The sequence below is a fragment of the Microbulbifer mixtoriginis (SeqCode) genome (genome assembly GCF_052466715.1).
On sequence record NZ_CP174288.1, the window covers coordinates 1,917,947 to 1,934,949 of the forward strand.

The 17,003-nt window shown below is 54.7% G+C and carries 15 protein-coding genes; 8 read left to right on the top strand and 7 right to left on the bottom strand.

The features are described 5' to 3' along the window. Positions 1-166: 166 nt before the first annotated feature. Genes ACJJH9_RS08535 through ACJJH9_RS08545 form a run of 3 tightly spaced genes read left to right on the top strand, consistent with a single transcriptional unit; the run spans position 167 to position 2,008 of the window. Positions 167-895 (top strand): DUF599 domain-containing protein, encoded by a 729-nt coding sequence (locus tag ACJJH9_RS08535; RefSeq protein WP_252085735.1) that lies wholly within the window; start codon positions 167-169, stop codon positions 893-895. Continuing rightward, the gene (locus tag ACJJH9_RS08540; protein WP_444924953.1) at positions 885-1,214 is read left to right on the top strand and encodes a nucleotide pyrophosphohydrolase; all 330 of its coding nucleotides are present in this window, start codon (positions 885-887) and stop codon (positions 1,212-1,214) included. Before ACJJH9_RS08535 ends, ACJJH9_RS08540 begins: the two co-directional genes overlap by 11 nt. Continuing rightward, positions 1,211-2,008: a methyltransferase gene (locus ACJJH9_RS08545; RefSeq protein WP_444924954.1), complete on the top strand. Its 798-nt coding sequence runs from the start codon at positions 1,211-1,213 to the stop codon at positions 2,006-2,008. Before ACJJH9_RS08540 ends, ACJJH9_RS08545 begins: the two co-directional genes overlap by 4 nt. A gap of 24 nt (positions 2,009-2,032) precedes the next feature. On the opposite strand, the gene ACJJH9_RS08550 is transcribed toward ACJJH9_RS08545, so the two are convergent. Further along, positions 2,033-2,560, bottom strand: coding sequence for a J domain-containing protein (locus tag ACJJH9_RS08550; protein ID WP_444924955.1), 528 nt, complete (start codon positions 2,558-2,560; stop codon positions 2,033-2,035). A gap of 174 nt (positions 2,561-2,734) precedes the next feature. On the opposite strand from ACJJH9_RS08550, the gene msrA reads away from it, so the two are divergent. Next, positions 2,735-3,358 (top strand): peptide-methionine (S)-S-oxide reductase MsrA, encoded by a 624-nt coding sequence (gene msrA / locus ACJJH9_RS08555; RefSeq protein ID WP_444885109.1) that lies wholly within the window; start codon positions 2,735-2,737, stop codon positions 3,356-3,358. A gap of 143 nt (positions 3,359-3,501) precedes the next feature. Here the strand turns inward: msrA and ACJJH9_RS08560 are convergent, their stop codons facing one another. Genes ACJJH9_RS08560 through ACJJH9_RS08570 form a run of 3 tightly spaced genes read right to left on the bottom strand, consistent with a single transcriptional unit; the run spans position 3,502 to position 6,690 of the window. Next, on the bottom strand, positions 3,502-4,341 hold the full coding sequence (locus ACJJH9_RS08560; RefSeq protein ID WP_444924956.1) for a sulfurtransferase: 840 nt from the start codon (positions 4,339-4,341) through the stop codon (positions 3,502-3,504). Between the two features lie 35 nt (positions 4,342-4,376). Further along, on the bottom strand, positions 4,377-6,020 hold the full coding sequence (locus tag ACJJH9_RS08565; protein ID WP_444924957.1) for an alpha/beta fold hydrolase: 1,644 nt from the start codon (positions 6,018-6,020) through the stop codon (positions 4,377-4,379). A 52-nt stretch (positions 6,021-6,072) separates the two neighbouring features. Continuing rightward, positions 6,073-6,690, bottom strand: coding sequence for a trimeric intracellular cation channel family protein (locus ACJJH9_RS08570; RefSeq protein WP_252085742.1), 618 nt, complete (start codon positions 6,688-6,690; stop codon positions 6,073-6,075). A gap of 267 nt (positions 6,691-6,957) precedes the next feature. Here ACJJH9_RS08570 and ACJJH9_RS08575 point away from each other — a divergent pair, with 267 nt between their 5' ends. Continuing rightward, positions 6,958-7,839 (top strand): DMT family transporter, encoded by an 882-nt coding sequence (locus ACJJH9_RS08575; RefSeq protein WP_444924958.1) that lies wholly within the window; start codon positions 6,958-6,960, stop codon positions 7,837-7,839. A 74-nt stretch (positions 7,840-7,913) separates the two neighbouring features. On the opposite strand, the gene ACJJH9_RS08580 is transcribed toward ACJJH9_RS08575, so the two are convergent. Continuing rightward, positions 7,914-9,098, bottom strand: coding sequence for an acyl-CoA dehydrogenase (locus ACJJH9_RS08580; protein ID WP_444924959.1), 1,185 nt, complete (start codon positions 9,096-9,098; stop codon positions 7,914-7,916). A gap of 314 nt (positions 9,099-9,412) precedes the next feature. Between ACJJH9_RS08580 and ACJJH9_RS08585 the strand changes: the two genes are divergently transcribed. Genes ACJJH9_RS08585 through ACJJH9_RS08595 form a run of 3 tightly spaced genes read left to right on the top strand, consistent with a single transcriptional unit; the run spans position 9,413 to position 15,229 of the window. Beyond that, positions 9,413-10,849 carry an efflux transporter outer membrane subunit gene (locus ACJJH9_RS08585; protein ID WP_444924960.1) on the top strand — a complete coding sequence of 479 codons (1,437 nt, stop codon included), beginning with the start codon at positions 9,413-9,415 and terminating at the stop codon, positions 10,847-10,849. Beyond that, positions 10,849-12,087, top strand: a complete 1,239-nt coding sequence (locus ACJJH9_RS08590; RefSeq protein ID WP_444924961.1) for an efflux RND transporter periplasmic adaptor subunit — start codon at positions 10,849-10,851, stop codon at positions 12,085-12,087. The genes ACJJH9_RS08585 and ACJJH9_RS08590 overlap by 1 nt, the downstream gene beginning before the upstream one ends. Continuing rightward, on the top strand, positions 12,080-15,229 hold the full coding sequence (locus ACJJH9_RS08595) for an efflux RND transporter permease subunit (RefSeq protein ID WP_444924962.1): 3,150 nt from the start codon (positions 12,080-12,082) through the stop codon (positions 15,227-15,229). The genes ACJJH9_RS08590 and ACJJH9_RS08595 overlap by 8 nt, the downstream gene beginning before the upstream one ends. Here ACJJH9_RS08595 and ACJJH9_RS08600 read toward each other — a convergent pair. Then, the gene (locus tag ACJJH9_RS08600; RefSeq protein WP_252085748.1) at positions 15,226-16,395 is read right to left on the bottom strand and encodes a cation:proton antiporter domain-containing protein; all 1,170 of its coding nucleotides are present in this window, start codon (positions 16,393-16,395) and stop codon (positions 15,226-15,228) included. The two genes, ACJJH9_RS08595 and ACJJH9_RS08600, sit on opposite strands and share 4 nt — an antisense overlap. A 66-nt stretch (positions 16,396-16,461) precedes the next feature. Further along, a complete protein-coding gene (locus ACJJH9_RS08605) occupies positions 16,462-16,938 on the bottom strand; it encodes an Lrp/AsnC family transcriptional regulator (protein ID WP_252085749.1) in 477 nt (158 codons plus the stop codon). Positions 16,939-17,003: the final 65 nt, after the last annotated feature.

Below are 17,003 nucleotides of genomic sequence, written 5' to 3' on the forward strand. Positions count from 1 at the left end.
CCCTGGAGTTATAGAAAATTTTCTGGCCGACCTCTGCTGCCGGCGAAAGGGCGCTATTCTACCGCTTGCACACACCGGAAAGACAGTGTTGACAAGGATGTCAGCAAGGCGAAGACTTCACCTACCGAAGCCCCGGCATAAATGTAGACGAACAGGGAGATAGAGGTTGTCCTGGTTGGATATCGCCAGCGTCACTGGCTTTTTAATCACATGGGTCGGTTACACCGTCTTTGCACGCAAGAAAGCCAAAGAGACTTGGTGTCTCACATCATCATTACAGTGGTACCGGGTGGAGTGGATGCTGCGCATGCTCGATCGGGATATGCGCATGGCAGATACCGCAATCCTCAGTAACCTTGAGCGGGTGATTGGTTTTTTTGCCTCCACTAGTATTCTAATTTTGGCGGGCCTGGTGACGGCCTTGACGGCGAATAAAGCTGCCATCGAAGTACTCACCAGCTTGCCTTTTGCCGAGCCCACCACGGTTGAGCAGTTTGAACTAAAAGTGATGCTGCTTATCCTGATTTTTATTTTCGCCTTTTTCAATTTCACCTGGTCCCTGCGCCAATACTCGTTTGCCAATGTGTTGATTGGAGCCGCACCTCCGCCGGAAGCGGGTGAACTGTCGGAGGATGAGCGCCTTCGTTTTGCTATCAGCACCGCTAAGGTGATCGACCACGCCGGGCACAGTTATAACTACGGCCTGCGCTCCTATTACTTTTCCATGTCGGTGCTGGGCTGGTTTATCCATCCGCTGCTGTTTATTGCCGGTTACCTTTTTGTGGTTTGTGTTTTGTATCGGCGGGAATTTATGTCCCGCGCACTCAACTCGATTTTGGCGGCGCGGGAGGGCGGCCTGGAGCGCCAGCAGAGGAAGAAGTTCAGTGGAAAATAGTGAAATTGTGGCGGCTTTTGACAAGGTAGCCAAGCTACGGGGCTGGGAGCAACTACATACTGCAAAGAACCTGGGGGTGGCACTTTCGGTAGAGGTGGCTGAGTTGAATCGGCATTTTCAATGGCGCGAAGACGCGGATATTCATTCACTGATGCAAAGTGAGAATGCTAAAGAAGTTGCTACAGAGCTGGCGGATATCCAGATGTACCTGTGTAAGTTGGCAGAGGTGCTGGGGGTGAATATGGATTTAGCGCTACGCGATAAGATTGCGGAAAACGAGCGCCGCGCGAGAGAAGTTGTAAATGGTGGGGCTCCATGAGTGAGGCAGGTTTCAGTGACAAGAACTTTGACGACCTGGCGCATCGATTTCGCGATCGTATTTATGGCGGCCTCAAGGGGGATATCCGTCTGGCGGTGTTGAATCGGGATTTAGCTGCGATCGTCAGCCGGGAGTCGCGCACCTTAAAAATCGTGGATGCAGGTGGTGGCCAGGGGCACTTTGCCATGGACCTGGCGGCTGCGGGGCATCAGGTGTACTTGGCAGATATTTCGGCGCAAATGCTGGAGCACGCTGCCGCTGAAGTTGAGGCGAGACATTTACAAAAGCGGGTAACCCTTTTGCATAAGCCCCTACAGGCGTTGGCGCAGATGAAAGCGTTGCAGGGCGCGGACCTTGTGATTTGCCATGCAGTGCTTGAATGGCTGGAGGAGCCACGCTTGGCCTTACAGCAGCTACACCGTTTGCTCAAGCCGGGTGGCCATTTGTCCCTCACTTTTTACAATCGGCGCGCGCTGGAGTTTCGGTTGTTGCAGCGCGGCAGCTTTCGTCAGTTGGAGCGCAATATCGATGAAGACTATTGGGGTGGGCACCCCGGGAGCCTGACACCACAAAACCCACTGCTATTGGAGTGGGTGAGTGATTGGCTGCAGGAGGCCGGTTTTGAGGTGATCTGCCACAGCGGTATTCGTTGCTTTCACGATTTTATGACGCCTGCTATTCGTGACAAGTTACCCGCTGCGGCAATCGTACAAAAAGAATTGGAGTATTCTCAGACCGATCCTTATCGCCAGTTGGCGCGCTATGTTCACCTCTTGTGTCGAGTAGCAGAATAACCTTGCCCTGATAAAGAGTTGCGATCAGAGCGTATTCAGCAGCAGTTCTTTGGCGGCATTTACTCGTGAGGCTAGATAGTCGTTGCCGCCGCGATCCGGGTGTAGTTTTTGAATAAGCTTGCGGTGAGCGCCGATAATTTCATCGCGTCCGGCATTGGCGCCAACGCCTAGAATTCGTCGCGCTTCGTGTTCACTCAGAGGCGGCCCTTGGTCAGCCTGGGCGGCTTTTTGTTCCTGATGGGGTTCCTGTTCTTGTTGTTGGCTTTGATTTTGTCGATTGCGCGCATAACGCTCGAACAAGGGGGCCAGCCAGGGCATTAAACGAGTGAGTTGATTGAGCAGGCGGCCCAGCACCGGTAGGATCAGCAGAACCATGGCACCGACCCAGTGCAGCCTTCCGCTGATGGCTAGTAACACTACGATGACTGCTGCACCCAGTAGGGTGATAAAGAAAATCTGTTTGCGCCTATCGCCTTTAGAGCTGGACTTGATTTTCTGCCAGGCATACCAGATGCCGAGTAAGATCAGTATTAGAAGAATTAAACGTGCCAATGGCGGCTCCTTAGGTTCTGCACTTGCCAAGTTTGTGCCCAGGGCTTAAATATCTTTTCGATCCCATGGATTGTCAGGTTAACATGGCTCGCCTCAAGCCTTTCCAATCTCTGGGCGGAATGAGGGCTTGTGGCTATCCTGTTTGAAGAAAATTTCAGCACTTGAGATAACAGTATGCAATACGACAAATTCCAGATCCCGGATGCGGATCAGATTTTGCCCGGCCGACCACAGCCGATGGAAATCACCGGTATCCATCATGTCAACGGCAACTCAATCCAGGAACCATTCCCCGAAGGCATGGAAGTCGCAATCTTTGGCATGGGATGTTTCTGGGGTGCGGAGAAACAGTTTTGGGACATTGACGGTGTCTATGCCACTGCGGTGGGTTACTCGGATGGTGCCACCGAGAATCCAAATTACGATGAGGTATGTAGTGGGCGTACCGGGCATGCCGAAGTCGTTAAGGTAGTGTTTGACCCCAACAAGGTCAGCTACTCGGAATTACTAAAAACTTTTTGGGATATGCATGATCCCACCCAGGGAATGCGCCAGGGCAATGATATCGGTTCCCAATACCGCTCCTGTATTTTCTGCACTCACGAGGGGCAAAAGAAAGAAGCGGAAGCGAGTAAAGAAGCGGTGCAAGCAGCCTTGAACGAAAAGCAGCGCGGTGAGATTACTACCGAAATCAGCATGGCCCAGCCATTTTATTACGCCGAGGAATACCACCAGCAGTATATGGCGAAAAATAAAGAGGCCATCTGTCCAATATTGCGCAACCCCATGTACGATTGAGTCAGATCCGTTTGGCCAGAGGGGCGGTAATCACCGCCCCTTAATCCTGCCTGCCCAATAATCTCATTTTATTTCTTGCTCAGCATTTTCATGGCCTGTCTTGTCAACTCATGGTGCGTTTATTGAGGGCGCTGCTTTCCGCTTTATTTCCCTTGCCGTTGATGCGCGCACCAGTCACTCCAGCTGCCGGGATAGAGCAGGGAGTCCCGGCGTCCGGCAAGTTGTTGGGCAAAATAGTTCACACAAGCTGTCACCCCGGAGCCGCAGTAATTCAGAATCGGGCGTCCATCGGAGCGAGCGTCCCATAGTGCTTGGAGTGCTGCAGTTGACTTCACTTTACCTGCATCATCGGTCATTTCGCGCCAGGGTTGGTTTATCGCACTGGGAATATGGCCGGCAATAGGGTCTATGGGTTCGTGCTTTCCGGCGAAGCGATCCTTATCGCGGGCATCGATCAGCTGCCAGGGAGCGTTGCCCAGGGAGGCCTTGAGGGTTTCGTAGTGCACCAGCAGGTTATCTTTGGGGTTTGCTTTGAAATTACCTTCTGGTGTGGTGGCGGGTTCACGGGTCTCTAGCGATAGGCCGGCATCGAGCCAAGCCCGCAGGCCCCCATTGAGAACCTTAATATTGGTGTGGCCAAAGAAGAAAAACAGGAACCAAGCCCGTGCGGCAAAGCCCAGGCGATTATCATCGTAGACAACGACTGGCGTCTCGGTGTTGATCTCCAGTTTGCGGGCGAACTGTTGGAACTGGGCGCTGCTGGGCATAGGATGGCGCCCACCTAATTGATGGGTAGGGGCCGATAAGTCCCTATGCAGGCTGGCATAGTGGGCTCCGGGAATATGCCCCGCTGCATACGCCAGGACGCCACTCTCCTTATCGGCGAGGTCATAGCGACAATCCAGAATCCCTACGGTTTTTTTAGCGATTAATTCTTGTAAGTCTTCCACCTCAATAAGCGAAGCGCTGCGAACTCTGTCCATGCTGTTTCCTGCTGTCGTTCAAAGACACCAATTGATTAAGGGCTGCTTTCTGGGGCCTGTACTCCGCTGGAAGGAGCCTCTGTCTGTTCATCTTGGTTCTGCCCCTGCTGTTCATCCTGGATCTGATCGGCCAGCTCCTGCTGGCGGCAGATTTTGGTGGGCTCGGTCTGGTCGCTTGTCGGGTTATCGAGAAAGCGTGCTGCCGCTTTTTCGGCACAGCTGCTGGCGGAAATAATATCGTGTGCCAATTGAGGGAAGAGCAGCCACTGATGATTGGGTAGTGCCTTGCGCGCTACATCTACATCTTCGGCTGATAAAACAGGATCTAGGCCGCCGTGTAACACCATAACCGGCGCGGGAGTGGCGATGGGTTGTGATTCCAGCAGTGGTGCGGCGGGGATCGCCCAGATTCGGCATTGTAGTTGCAGCAGCTTCAGGTCTGAGCGCACGGCGCCACCGAGAATGCCGGTGTCTTCGGCGCTCTCGCGGGCCTCGTCGAAATCGACAAAGGGGGCTTCCTCATAGCAGAAATGGCTGACTCCGGCGGCATCGCCGAAGTAGGGGTCCAATACGATCTCCATAAAGTGCCCTATGGCCTTTTGCGCGGGCTTCAGACCTTCATCGCCACTGTTTTCCAGGCCCTCAATGAGTTTTGGTAATTCACTGTAAAAGTTCTCGTTGTATAGGGCCTGGAACAGTACCCGCAGCAAGCGTTGGCCAGTGAGTACAAAGGGATAGGGTTGGTTGGAATAGCGGTGTTTGATGGAGATCGTGCGCGGCTCTTCATCCAGGGTTTGCACCAGATTTTCCAGGCGGCGACGCAAGTCTGGGTAGCGGCTGTTACATTTCGCATCTTCAATACAGTGCTTGAGGCCGCGCTCGTAAGCTGCCAGTGAATCTTGTGCCAACTGTTGGGTGTAGACAATATTAGGAAAGACGGCGCTGTTGAGTACCAAGGCGCGGGTTGAATCGGGGAAATCCCGCGCATAGGTGAGGGCATAGCGAGAGGAGTAGGAAACGCCGTAGAGGTCGAGTTTATCGATTTTTAACCGCTTGCGTAGTTCATCTACATCCCTTGCAATCACCGAGCTGTTGTATTGCGCCATATCTGCGCCCTTGCTCAGGCGGCTATAGCAGCGCTCCATACTGAAGGCGAAGACTCGCGCTTCTTCTTCCGGGGAGAGGTTGCGTTGGAAAGCTGTCTGCGCATCTTCGATAAATTCGCTGCAGGTAAGACGCGGCCTTGCCATGCCGGTGCCGCGCGGGTCTATCACAATCAGGTCGCGCCCATCCTCTACAGTCATGGCGGCGTAATTCAGCCACAGCCAATCGCTGGCGTTTTCCGGTTCCAGGCCCATGCTGGCACCGGGGCCTCCCGCCCCGAGATGCAGCAGCGGGGCCTTGTTTGGCGCTGGATTCTTGGCGCGAAAGCGTATAACCGGGAAGCGGATTTTGCGCCTTTCTGGATGGGCGTAATCCTCCGGTACCTCCATCATGAAGCACTGAGTGGCGGGCCAGCTGTCGTCTGTTTTGAACCAGCAGGATCTGGGGTATAGGTGGGTATAACTTCTGGGCTTTTTCGCTGTGGGGGAAGTTGCCCCCTGTTCAGACCGATCACAGGCACTCATCAGCAGGCCGATCAAAATGATGGAGGCGGTCAGTGGGCGGAAGTTTCGCACTAAGAGTATTCCTGTGAGCCGAAAAAGTTCTGGGTTTTGTAAATTGAGCCGCTCAATGATTGCCAAATCGGGCAATGGGAGCGGATAGATTCCATCGCAAGGCCGCTAAGCGAATTGACAAGGTCACCACTACAGCGATGGCAATCACCAGATCCCCCGGCAACTTGCCACTGGCATCCAAGGCAACTAATACAGCGGCGCCGGTAAGAGCTGCTGTGGCATAGATCTCCCGGCGCAAGAGCAATGGGATATCGCCGGAAAGTACATCGCGAATTACTCCTCCGAAGGTGGCGGTCATCATGCCCATTACGATCGCAATAGTGGCGGAATAGCCAAGTTCTAAACCTTTCTGCGTGCCGATTACTACAAACACCGAGAGGCCGATAGCGTCTGCCACCATCAGCAGGCGCATGGGTACCTGTAGATAGCGTATCAGGTAAAAACTAATTACACCTGTCGCGACAGCAATCCACAAATAGTAGGTGTCCTGCAGCCAAAATACGGGGATATTGAGGATGATGTCCCGGATGGTGCCGCCTCCCGTAGAGGTAACACAGGCGAGTACTACTGCGCCAAATAAATCCATCTGCTTGTGACCTGCAGCGAGTACGCCACTAAAGGCAAAGACTGCGATACCGATCATATCGAACCAATGCAGCAGCTCATCCATATCATCATTACATCCTGGAATTGGCGGGCAGGGGAGAATAGCACTTCTATTTAAGCAAAGGGAATCGTCTACTTTGCCGCTGGAGAGAAGTGTGAGGTCGTGCAGAGTGGGGCATTAGAGCAATTCCGTTAGTGGTTGCTATGTTTGGCAAAGCGGGGAGTTGTTTTCTTCCGTTCCAAAAATTTTTACCCCCCTATAAACGCTAAAAAGAGAGCGTGCTGAAGTGGCAGCGAAACAGGCAGAAGCGCAGGATGGATAACTCTTAACATGCCAATTCATAGCATTTTAAAAGCACTGGCTTGTGTATTCATCATTGGTATGGCCTATCCGATTGTTAAGTTGGCTCTCAGTGATGTTCCCCCTTTGATGCTCACGGCGATGAGATATGCCTTGGCGTCTATTCCATTTGTTTGGTTTTTCCCTTTTCCGAAAACCTCAGTATGGAATGTTGTCCTGATCGGCGTATTTTTACAGCTTCTCACTACGGGACTGGTTTACTTGGCGATGCGCACTGATGCGCAGGCAGGAATTGCCTCGCTGCTGGTGCAATCACAAGTGATTTTCACCTTAATTTTCAGTATCTGCTTTTTTGCGGAAAAAATAAGTTGGCAGCAGCTTGTGGGTCTGTTGATAGCGGCCGCTGGCTTTACATTGTTTTTCATTGATGCTGATAAGGGAGGGGCCACAACACAGAAAGGGTTTTTGCTCTTGATGGGCTCGGGTATGGCTTGGGCCATTGCTAATCTGGCTTTGAAAAGAATGCGGGGAGTAAATTTATTCCATCTGATGGTCTGGGCATCGCTGGTGCCGCCAATTCCTCTATTCGTATTGTCCTATTTCCTGGAAACTCGAAAGCCCGTTCAGCATTTAATGGAGGCCTCGCCAATAGCCTGGGGTGCGATCCTCTATCAAAGCTTATTCCTTACGTTGCTCGCTTATGTTTGGTGGGGGGACTTGATTAGGCGTTATTCAGCTGCTTTTGTTGCCCCTTTTGGGCTGCTGGTACCGGTATTTGGTTTGATGGGATCCTGGGTGATTTTAGGCGAATCGATGGATGCGATGGAGTGGGGTGCATCTCTATTGGTTTTTATCGGAATTGCTTTTTGCGTGATTAATGTGCAGGCGATAGAGGCACAGGCCAGGCAATAGCAGTGCGCTAAAGGGAGAAAAGTTTACTGCGAGCGCGCCACCCGCGTATGCCGCGGGTGGCGCCCGGTGAGGCGTTAGATGAACGCCTGTAGGCCGGTTTGGGCACGGCCTAGAATCAGGGCGTGAACATCGTGGGTGCCCTCGTAAGTATTTACCGCTTCCAGGTTCATCACATGGCGAATCACGTGGAACTCGTCGGAGATACCATTGCCGCCGTGCATATCGCGGGAAATGCGGGCGATATCCAGGGCCTTACCGCAGTTATTGCGTTTCACTAGGGAGATCATGGTGGGGTCGAACTGCTTGTTCTCATCCATGATGCGGCCAACGCGCAGGGAAGCCTGCAGGCCCAGGGTGATTTCGGTTTGCATGTCGGCCAGCTTCTTCTGGAACAGCTGGGTTTGAGCCAGTGGGCGGTTGAACTGCTTGCGGTCCAGGCCGTACTGGCGCGCTGCGTGCCAGCAGAACTCACCGGCACCCATGGCGCCCCAGGAAATACCGTAGCGGGCGCGATTCAGACAGCCGAAGGGGCCGCGCAGTCCGCCAATTTCGGGGAACTTGTTTTCTTCGGGTACGAAGACATTGTCCATCACGATCTCGCCGGTGATGGAGGCGCGCAGGGAGAACTTGCCCTCGATCTTCGGCGCGCTCAGGCCTTCCATACCCTTCTCTAGTACGAAACCGCGAATGATGTCTTCGTCATCTTTGGCCCAAACTACGAATACATCGGCGATGGGGCTGTTGGTGATCCACATCTTGGCGCCGCTGATGCGGTAGCCGCCGTCTACTTTTTTGGCGCGGGTTTTCATACCGCCGGGATCGGAACCTGCATCCGGCTCGGTCAGACCAAAACAGCCAACCCACTCACCGCTGGCCAGTTTGGGCAGGTATTTTTGCTTCTGTTCTTCGCTGCCGTAGGCGTAGATCGGGTGCATTACCAGGCTGGATTGCACGCTCATTGCGGAGCGGTAGCCAGAGTCCACCCGCTCGACTTCGCGGGCTACCAGGCCGTAGGAAACGTAGTTGAGACCGGCACAGCCGTAGCCTTCGATGGTGGAGCCCAGCAGGCCCAGCTCGCCCATTTCGCTCATGATTTCACGGTCGAAAATCTCGTGGCGGTTGGCCTCCAAGACCCTCGGCATCAGCTTGTTCTGACAGTATTCGCGTGCGGCATCGCGCACCATGCGTTCTTCGTCGGTCAACTGCTGGTCCAGCAGCAGGATATCGTCCCAGTGGGCGAGTGGCTGATGTTTACTCATGGCTAGTCTCTTCTACTTCTTCCGTTATTAATCGGCACCGGGGTTTGTCGCCAATCCGGCAAAAAGTTGCCGAATCTTGAAAGGGACATTGGCAAGCATCCCGCGGCAAAACCCAGTGACCATTCAGTTTATTGTGGCGCATCATACCTAAGTAGCTGCGATGGGGCACTCCTAACGGCAGCAAAATTTAGACTGGTTTGAGCATGGCTGTGTAAACAAGGGTAAAACGCCTTGCGAGCAATTTTTGTCGGAAGATAATGGGCGCAATAATTCTCTGTTTTTCCTGTTTTTAAAAACTTTTCCGGTGATTTTTCTTGGGCTTTTACCGTGTTTTGGCAATTTGTGTTCCACTGCTGGCCAGCTGTTCCTCTCAGCCCCTTGAGACTGTCGAGCCGCAGGATATTTTGTCTCTGCCGCAGACATTCAGCGCCTCGGGTACTGAGGCGGCCGATGTCCGGTGGTGGCGAGGGTTTGAAGATCCTCAGCTCGACCAGCTGATAGAACTGTCTCTGCGGGATAATCCCAGCTTGCAGGCCAGCTATTGGCGCCTGCGCCAAGCTGCGGCGGCGGCCCGTGGAGCCCGTTCAGGGCTGTTCCCCCGAGTGACGGCCCAGATAGAAAATACCGAGCAGCGCTACTCCTCTGGGGAATTTACCGACCCTTCCAACGAGGGTAACAGCTGGAGTACCCGTATCGCTGCCAGTTATGAGCTGGATCTCTGGGGACGCGTGCGCGCAGGAGCCAGCGCGGCTGAGGCAGGGCTTCAGGCCCAGCAGCAAAATCTACAGACCGCCGCTCTGAGCCTCGCGGCGGAAGTCTCCTCAACCTGGTTACAGCTGTGCGAACAGTGGGGGCAGCACAACTTACTGCTGCAGCAGCTGGAAATTAATCGGAAGTCTCTCAGGGTGCTGGAGTCGCGTTTTGCACGCGGGGTCAGCGACGCCGCCGATGTGCTGCAGCAGCGCCAGTTGGTGCAGCGCTCTGAGCAGGAGCTGGAACAGACAGGCGCCGATATTGAAGTGCTGAAGGTGCAACTGGCCACTTTACTGGGCATCAATCCGGATCAGTTGACTGGATATATCCACAAAGAGGCGAGTCTGCCGTTTTTGCCGGCCCTGCCTGATACAGGCATCCCATCGCAACTGTTGCTACGGCGCCCAGATGTACGGGAAGCCCAGCGCAAGCTGGTGCAGGATTACCACCTGGCGGATCAGGCTTGGGCGGACAGGCTGCCCGTACTGAGTCTATCCGCTGTGGCCAGTAACGGTACCAGCCTCATCAGTGATATTACCGAGAACTGGCTGTTGGCTATCGCCGCCTCCCTGGAAGGGGTGATCTTCGATGGCGGTGCGCTCAGTTCCGCAAGGCAGCAACAGGATGCGGCTTTGCAGGAACGTTGGGCGCTATATCGAGAAACCGTGAACCAGGCACTGTCAGAAGTCGAGCAGGCCCTGATTCGCGAAGGTGCCTTGAATCGGGAACTCGAACACCTGCGAGAACGAAAGCGTTTATCCGACCTGATCGTGCAGCGGCGCAACCGTGCCTATACACGCGGTGCTGTCGATTTTCTCAATCTGCTGACGGCTACCACCGAACAGCAGAGCCTGGCTCGTGAGGTGTTGTCTGCCGAACGCCAGCTGCTGCAAAACCGAGTCACATTATATCGCGCACTGTCCGGGGGGCTGCCGCAGCAAGATCTGCCCGAACCGGAGCCCGCAGACCTGGAGTTGTACTTGGAGGGAAATAGTTGATGTTAAAGAAGTTCAATCCGCGCTCGCTCATACCTGTGGCTTTACTGGTGTTGGCAGCTGTGATTGCCGCCTGGATGCTGCGGGAGAAACCCACAGTCTCTCGCGGTGAGCGCAAGATGCCACCGCCGGCTGTGGATGTGGCTGTGGCGGAGCAGGGGAGTTTCCCCATGACTTTAAGCGCCCTGGGAAAAGTGACCGCGCGCGAATTGGCGGAGTTGCAGCCTTTGGTAGACGGGCAGGTGGAATGGCTCGACTACGATCTGGGGCCGGGCGCGGTTCTACCCAAAGGTAAAGTGCTGCTGCGTATTGATTCTGAACCCTACCAATTGGCCCTGAAATCTGCTCAGAGCACCCTCGCTGGCCGGCGTGCGGAGTTACAGCAGGAGTTGGGGCAGCAGCAGGTGGCACAGGAAGAGTACGAGCTGCTCGGCACTGCTCTGGGAGAAGTCGACCGCGCACTGGTATTGCGTGAACCCCAGAAAGCTGCGGCTGAAGCAGCCGTGCAGTCGGCGGAGGTCGAGGTGGCTCTGGCGCAGCGCAATCTGCGCCTGACCGAAGTGCGTGCCCCTTTTGACGCATTAGTGGTGGCGCGTAATGTGGATGTGGGGGATCGGGTATCCCCCGGGATTAATCTCTACAGTTTGGCCAGCGCTAGCCGCTTCCAGATTGCTGTTGAGGTACCTGCTAGCCAATTACACCGTCTGGATAGTGGCGATGTGGAAGTCCGCATTTATGGCAGTCAGTGGCCCGCCGGCAGTTTCCGCCAGGGAGAGTTTGTTCGGGTGATACCAGTGCTTGAGGAGCAGGGGCGGCTGGCACGCGTACTGGTGGAATTGAAAGATCCTCTCTCTGTATTGGACCCCTCTCAGCCCCAGCTTTTGCTGAATGATTTGGCCAGGGTGGAAATTGTCTCACGGGCTGAGGAAGCGCTGGTGCGAATCCCCCTTACGGCTCTGCAAGATGACAACCTGGTTTGGGTAGTGCGTGACAATCGTACCAGTATTCAGCCGGTTGAGGTTGCCTATACCAGCGGCGATTTCGCAGTGCTCGATAAGGGGCTAAACGGTGGGGAAACCCTGGTTACGACTCGTCTGATCACCGTTACCGAAGGTATGCCGGTGCGGATTGCCGCAGGCCCCCGTTCGGTCAAAGAGCTGCCCGCCGATGCTGCCGCTTCAGCCAGTGAGGCCCCAGGTGCCGGAGCGCGGCGCCGTGAAACTGGGGGTGACAATGACTGAGCGCAAAAGAAGTGATGCGACTATTGATACCCGCCAGGGCGCTATCGCCTGGATGGCGCGCAACCATGTAACCGCCAACCTGTTAATGCTGGTCCTGATTGTGGGCGGGCTGGTTTTCTCCCTGGTGGTGAAGAAAGAGGTTTTTCCTGAGTTCAGTCTGGATAGGGTGACGGTTTCCATTTCTTATCCCGGCGCCAGTCCGGAAGAGGTGGAGCGTGGTGTATTGGTGGCCGCCGAACAGGCGGTACAGGGTATTGTCGGCATTAAAGAGATGCGCGGTGCGGCCAACGAGGGTAGCGCTTCACTGATTCTGGAACTTGAGGGCGATGCGGATGCCAATCTGGTTTTTCAGAATATTCAGCAGGCCATTGATTCGGTGACCACGTTCCCCGGTGACATTGAGCGCCCACAGGTGAGTCTGGCCGAGCGTAAGCGCGATGTATTGGACCTGGTCCTGCATGGCAATCTGGAGGATCGCAGTTTGCGCGCCCTGGCCATGCAGGTGTACGACAAACTGGAGGCGCACAGCGGTATCACCCAGTTGGAGGCCCAGGGCGTTCGAGATCTGGAAGTGGCCGTTGAGATACGTCGCGACGATTTGCGGCGCTATGGCCTGACTCTGACAGAAGTTGCCCAGGTGGTAAAAAACGCGGCGGTGGATATTCCCTCCGGCAGTGTTAAATCCAATGCCGGCGAAATCCTGGTTCGGGTTACCGAGCGGCGTGATTGGGCGCGCGAGTTCGGCAATGTGGTGGTAACCCGTGGCAGTGGCGGCGGCCCGGTGTATCTGCGTGATATCGCCAATATCAGCGATGCCCTTGAGGACGAAGCGCGCAACATGGTGTTTAACGGGGAGCCCGCCGTCAGTATCAAAATCTACCGCGTAGGTGAGCAGACACCGATGAGTGTCAGCGAGGCGGCGCGGGAAGTGCTCGAAGAGGTCAGAGCCAGCCTGCCGCCAGGAGTGACGCTGACCATTCGCGATGACGACTCGGAGATCTTTAAAGAGCGCCTCTCTCTGCTATTGAAGAACGGATTTATCGGCCTGCTGCTGGTATTTGTGGTACTTGGTGCCTTCCTGGAGTTGCGTCTGGCATTTTGGGTGACCCTCGGTATTCCCACCAGTTTCCTCGGTTCACTGCTGTTTCTGCCTGGGCTGGATATCTCAATCAGCATGGTGAGTATGTTCGCCTTTATTATCGCCCTGGGTATTGTGGTGGATGATGCCATTATCGCCGGGGAAAATATTCACGAATGGCGGCAGAAAGGTTATAGCAATTTAGAGGCGGCTATTGCCGGTGCTCGCCAGGTAGCGGTACCACTGACCTTTGCCATCCTCACCAATATCGTCGCCTTCATTCCTTTAATGGAACTGCCCGGGTTTATGGGCAAGATTTTTGGCGTAATTCCTTTCGTGGTGGGTTCGGTATTTATCATCTCCTGGGTGGAGGCGCTGTTTATTTTGCCGGCGCACCTGGCCCATTCACGTCGGGGTTACAAGAGTCGGCGGGCCCGCCGTTTCGCCGCTCGACAAAAATTGTTGGCACGCAGCCTGGACCGTTTTGTACAGAGGCGTTTCCGGCCCTTCTTGAATCTTTGTGTAGCGCACCGCTACAGCACCATTGCCATCGCTATTGCCATCTTGTTGGTGATGGCGGGCTATGCGGCCAGTGGGCGTATGGGCTTCACCTTAATGCCGCGAGTGGAGCGGGATTCTGGACGCTTCGCGGTAACTTTCCCTACCGGTACCCCTCAACAGCAGTTGGAGAAAGCCAGGGCGCAGATTATTGATGCGGCCGATAGAGTGCTCGAACAATATGATCGTGATCAGGTTTTCCTCGGTAGTCGTGGCCTGATCGGGGATGATGCGATTCAGGTGGATGCCTATTTTGTTGCGGCGGATCAGCGCAGTTTTTCTACCGGGGAGTTTGTACGTCAGTGGCGAAGGGAGGTAGGGCCGATAGCCGGTTCTCTCAGCGCAATTACTGCATCCGATCGCGGTGGGCCCGGTGCCGGTTCCTCTCTCACTGTAGAGCTCCGCCATACCGATACGGACATACTGGAACAGGCCGCATTACGCTTGGCTGGTGAGCTGGAGAAATTCCCCAATGTCAGCGACATCGATGCGGGTATTTCTCTCGGTAAAACCCAGCTCGACTTGACCCTGACGGAAACGGCCAAAAGCTTGGGCGTTTCTGCGGAGGAAATTGGCCGCCAGCTGCGAGCCTCCCTCTATGGGGCTGAAGCCTTGCGTCAACAGCGCGGGCGCGACCAGGTGAAGGTGATGGTGCGCCTGCCGGAAACTGAGCGGGTTACGATGGACGATATACACAATATGATGATCCGCGCCGGCAATGGCCAGTGGCTGCCACTTCTCGACCTGGTCGAAATTGAGCAGGGGCGGGCCTACGCCAAAATCAACCGTCGCGAAGGGCGTAGGGTAACCACGGTTACTGCTAATGTGGAGCCCAGCGATCAGGCGGCACTGGTGATTAACGAGCTGAATATCAGTGTGATGCCGCAACTGAAAGCGGAATTTCTCGGCCTCGGTATCTCCTATGAGGGACGTCAGGCGGATGAGCGTGAGGGACTCGCCTCACTGGGGATGACATTTATGCTGGCGATGGCGGTGCTCTACCTGTTGCTGGCGATTCCGCTGAAGAGCTACATACAGCCATTAATTGTGATGATTGCCATTCCCTTCGGTGTGATCGGCGCGTTGCTCGGCCATTTGGGGATGGGCTATGGCCTCAGTATGGTGAGCCTGCTGGGTATGGTGGCGCTCGCCGGGGTGGTTATTAACGATACCCTGGTGATGATCGAATACAGCAATCGCTTGCGCAATGAGGGTGCTGATCTGGAAACTGCAATTAAGCGTGCAGCGGCGCGCCGTTTTCGCCCAATTGTGCTGACTACAGTTACCACTTTCTGCGGCCTGATGCCGATGATTTTTGAAACTTCGGTGCAGGCGCGCTTTATGATTCCGATGGCGATTTCCCTCGGCTACGGAATCCTCGCAGCTACAGCTATTTCTCTTTTGTTGGTTCCCTGCCTTTACCTGATGTTCGGAAAGGATATTCCCTTGTTGTTGGAGAAGGCGAAAGTAGCGATTAAATCCCTAGTCAGGCCAGCGCAGGTTTAATCCCTGCGCAGTTCGTCTTTGGTGGCGATAGGGTTGGGGAAATTCATCACCACGATATAAGAGGACACCAGGAAGGTCAGGATGGCGGTGGCCTGTATCAGGTGCGAGGCTTCGCTGCCGATTAGGTTCTGGCTAAAGGCCAGTAGGGCGATCAGTAGGGAGAATTCACTGATTTGTCCCAGGCGGAAGCCGATATCCCAGGCCAATATTTTGAGTTCGCTGTGGCCACCGAGTAGATAGCGGAATACCACCGGCTTGGCTAGCAGCACCACCACGGCAGTTACCAGTGCAGGAACCAGAATTTCCGGCAGCATCGACAGTTTGAACTGGGCGCCAAGGCTGAAGAAAAACAGGATCAAAAAGAAATCCCGCAGGGGCTTCAAGTTGAGGGCTATGTACTGGGAAATTCGGCTGGCAGCGAGGGTGATGCCGGCGATAAATGCGCCGATCTCCCGCGACAGCCCCAGCGTTTCCGCTAGTTCCGCCATGCCCATGCACCAGCCCAGCGCCATCAAAAACACATACTCGTGAAAACGGTCGAAACGGCTAAATAGTGGCAACAATAGGTATTTCACCACTACCCAGGCAAACGCTACTAATAAGGGCAGGGCTCCGAAAGATAGGGCTACTTGTCCCAGGTGCATATCCCCACTGCTGTCACTGAGCAGAATCATCAAGCAGACGATGGCGACAAAATCCTGAAACAGTAACAGGCCCACCATCAACTCCCCCAGCTTCTTGTGGTGTAGTACCGTGGTAGGCAATAACTTGATACCGATAATGGTGCTGGAAAACATCAAGGCCATACCGATCACCCAGCTCTCCATAGTGGTAAAGCCAAACAGCTGACCGATAGAAAAACCAATACCCAGGAAGATGGCGCAACTGATAATGCCAACAAAGGTGGCTTTGCGCAGCACCGAGACCAATGCCTGGGGCTGCATATCCAGCCCCAGCAGGAACAGCAGGAAAATGATGCCCACGTTGGACATATCTGAGAGCAGGCGCAGATTATCGATGACCGCAAGCCCAGATGGTCCCAGCAGTACACCCAGGGCGATATAGGCGACTAATAAGGGTTGGCGGCCGAAGAGTGCCAGGGTGGCAACTATCGCGGCGCCACTAAAAATGAGAAAGAAGGATTGGAAGAGGGAGCTGTCCGCCACAAGTCATCCTTGAAAGTGAGCGAGGTCTCATCATTATCCACAGATGGGCGAACAGCTAAACCCTTATCACTCCTGGTTTTCTGAGGGAATGGGCAGCTCAGTGGTGCTTTTGATCTGCTCCAGGGCGAAATTCGAAATGATATCGCTGATGCCTACGTGCCTGATCAACTCCTTGTAAAAGCGGTCATAGGCAGAAATATCGCTCACTACCACTCGCAGCAGGTAGTCGTAGTCCCCGGCCATTCGGTAACAATCCACCACCTCCGGTAGTTGTCCTACATGCTTTGAGAAGGCTTCTGCCCACTCCGGGGTATGCTGGTCGGTTTTTACCTGGGCGAACACCGAAACTGGCAGGCCCAGAATTTCCGCATTGAGCAGGGCGACCTTGCGGCGGATGATGCCGCTTTTTTCCAGCTTCTGCACCCGGCGCCAGCAAGGGGTCTTTGTGAGTCCCACACGCTCCGCCAGCTCCTCAATAGAAAGGCTGACGTCCGATTGCAGAATAGCGAGCAGGTGTCTATCAATCGCGTCAAGTGAGGACATAGTGCTACAGCGCTCCCTTGGCCTAGGGTCTTGTGTCCCTGTATCGAAGTAGAAGCCCTCACTGG